Source organism: Streptomyces sp. NPDC002690 (assembly GCF_053592415.1).
This window is the reverse complement of sequence record NZ_JBSFVR010000633.1, coordinates 1-2378: the sequence shown is the minus strand read 5'-3', so window position 1 is coordinate 2378 and position 2378 is coordinate 1. Positions and strand designations below refer to the sequence as shown.

General features: G+C 70.1%; 2 protein-coding genes and 1 pseudogene. All 3 read left to right on the top strand.

Annotated features, from left to right (window positions below; translation table 11 throughout):
• The first annotated feature begins 143 nt into the window (after positions 1 to 143).
• A complete protein-coding gene (locus tag ACWD3D_RS36130) occupies positions 144 to 929 on the top strand; it encodes an ABC transporter ATP-binding protein (RefSeq protein WP_451464895.1) in 786 nt (261 codons plus the stop codon).
• Between the two features lie 118 nt (positions 930 to 1047).
• Positions 1048 to 2106: an ABC transporter substrate-binding protein gene (locus tag ACWD3D_RS36125; RefSeq protein ID WP_451464894.1), complete on the top strand. Its 1059-nt coding sequence runs from the start codon at positions 1048 to 1050 to the stop codon at positions 2104 to 2106.
• A gap of 46 nt (positions 2107 to 2152) precedes the next feature.
• Positions 2153 to 2378, top strand: a pseudogene (locus tag ACWD3D_RS36120) (ABC transporter ATP-binding protein); the annotation flags it as partial.

The following is a 2378-nucleotide window of genomic DNA, read 5'->3' as shown; positions in this document are numbered from 1 at the left end:
GCCGATGCTGTTCCCGGGAGCGGGGAAGCGGGAGACCTCCGACGTGACCCGCCGATGGTCCGGCGGTGGGTGTCAGTGGTTGTCGCGACGCGAAGGCCGGCTCCGGCGAAGAGCCCGCGCCCACGGCCCCGGAGGGCGCCCGGCTGGAGGCCAGAGGGGTGACGGTCGGGTACGGCGGACGTGTCGTCATCGACGATCTCGACGTGTCGATCCCGTCCGGGGTGATCACCACGATCATCGGCCCCAACGGCTGCGGGAAGTCGACCCTGTTGCGCACCCTGACCCGGCTGCTCAAACCCACGAGCGGCACGGTCGTCCTGGACGGCGAGGACATCGCCCGCCTCCGCACCAGGGACGTGGCGAAGAAACTGGGCCTGCTGCCGCAGGCGCCCGTCGCGCCCGAAGGGCTCACCGTGGCCGACCTGGTCGCCCGGGGACGCCACCCGCACCAGAGCTGGCTGCGGCAGTGGTCCTCCGACGACGCCGCCGTGGTGGAACGCGCGCTGGCGATGACCGGGGTGGCCGAACTCGCCGACCGCTCCGTCGACTCGCTTTCCGGCGGACAGCGGCAGCGCGTCTGGATATCGATGACCCTGGCCCAGGGCACCGATCTGCTGCTGCTGGACGAGCCGACCACGTATCTGGACCTGGCCCACGCCATCGACGTGCTCGACCTCGTGGACGACCTGCACGAGTCGGGCTGCACGGTCGTCATGGTGCTCCACGACCTCAATCTGGCGACCCGTTACAGCGACAACCTCATCGTGATGCGCGACGGGGCGATCCTGGCGCAGGGACACCCCCAAGACGTCATCACCGCCGACTTGCTGCGCGAGGCGTTCGGCCTGCGCGCCGAGGTGATCGACGACCCGGTGGGCGACCGGCCCCTCATCGTGCCCATCGGCCGTACCCATGTTCGTTCCAACTAGGCTCCGAATCACAGGAAATACCTTGGTTAGGCTAGGCTGGCCTCACCTCTTCAGGATACGGTTTGGCTGCCCCGGCGACCGGGGCGCAGGCGGCCAGTGCGAGAGCAAGGGATTCGGGATGCTGCTCCAGAGAACGACCGGTACGAAGTCCTGGCGGCGGGTGGCGGCGGTCCTGTCCGCCACGGCCCTCGGTGTGGGCCTCCTCGCGGGCTGCGGCGGCTCCGACGAGCCGGACGCGAAGGCGAGCGAGAGTGCGCCGGCCGCAGCCACCGGCGCCTTCCCGGTCACCGTGGAGCACGCCTTCGGCACCACGGAGATCACCAAGGCCCCGCAGCGGGTCGTCTCCGTCGGCTACACCGACGACCAGGCCATCCTGGCGCTCGGTATCAAGCCGGTCGGCATGGTCGACCAGTACCCGAACCCCGCGGGCACGTCCCCCGACATCAACACCCAGTGGCCCTGGGTGAAGGACAAGTGGGGCGACACCCGCCCCGAGGTCATCATGAGCAACGGTGACGCGGGCCCCAACTACGAGAAGATCGCCGCCCTGCGGCCGGACCTGATCATCGCGGTCTACTCCGAGATCGACCAGGCCGCCTACGACAAGCTCTCCAAGATCGCGCCGACGGTGGGCCGCACCAAGGCCGAGAAGGAGCCCTTCAGCGCTCCGTGGCAGGACAACGCCGTACACATCGCCAAGGCGCTCGGCAAGGAGACCGAGGGCCAGGCGCTGGTGAAGGGCATTCAGGACAAGCTCGACGCCGCCGCCGCCGCTCACCCGGAGTTCGCGAACGAGACCGCCGTGGCGCTCTCCTGGTACGAGGGCTCGGTCGCACCGTTCGCCACCACCGACGTGCGCGGCCGGCTCATCACCGGCATCGGCTACAAGGGCGCGACGGAGGTCGACAAGGCCGCCGGCGGCAAGTTCTACACCGTGCTGTCGCCCGAGCGCATCGACGTCGTCGACGTCGACCGCATCTTCGTCATCAACGACAAGGCGGACACGGACGCGCTGAAGAAGTTCGACCTCTTCGACAACCTCGCCGCCGTGAAGGCCGGGAAGGTCTCGTACCTCCTGGACAGCGAGGGCCCCGCGGTCGGCGCGGCCATGTCCCAGGGCACCCTGCTCTCCCTGCCGTACGCCATCGACGAACTCGTGAAGTCGGTCGATCAGTGATGCCGGCCACCCCGTCCCGCACCCCACGGCCCGTCAGGGGCTCCGGGTGAGCGCCACTTGGACCCGCCCCGCCCCCGCGACCCTGCGCACGGCGGGCGGCGGAGAAGCCACCCGATGGCTCGTGGCGCACTGCCGGCAGGTACCCCTGCTGACGGCCGCCACCGTGCTCACCACGGTGGCCGGGGCGGTCCTCCAGGTGCTCCCGGTGCTCCTGCTCGGCCGGGTGGTCGACGGGGTGGTCGACGGCGAGTCACGATCCGTCCTGGTCACGG

Excerpts from the sequence above, each read along its gene's own strand:
- ACWD3D_RS36125 (WP_451464894.1), top strand. The coding sequence starts at position 1,048 with ATGCTGCTCCAGAGAACGACCGGTACGAAGTCCTGGCGGCGGGTGGCG.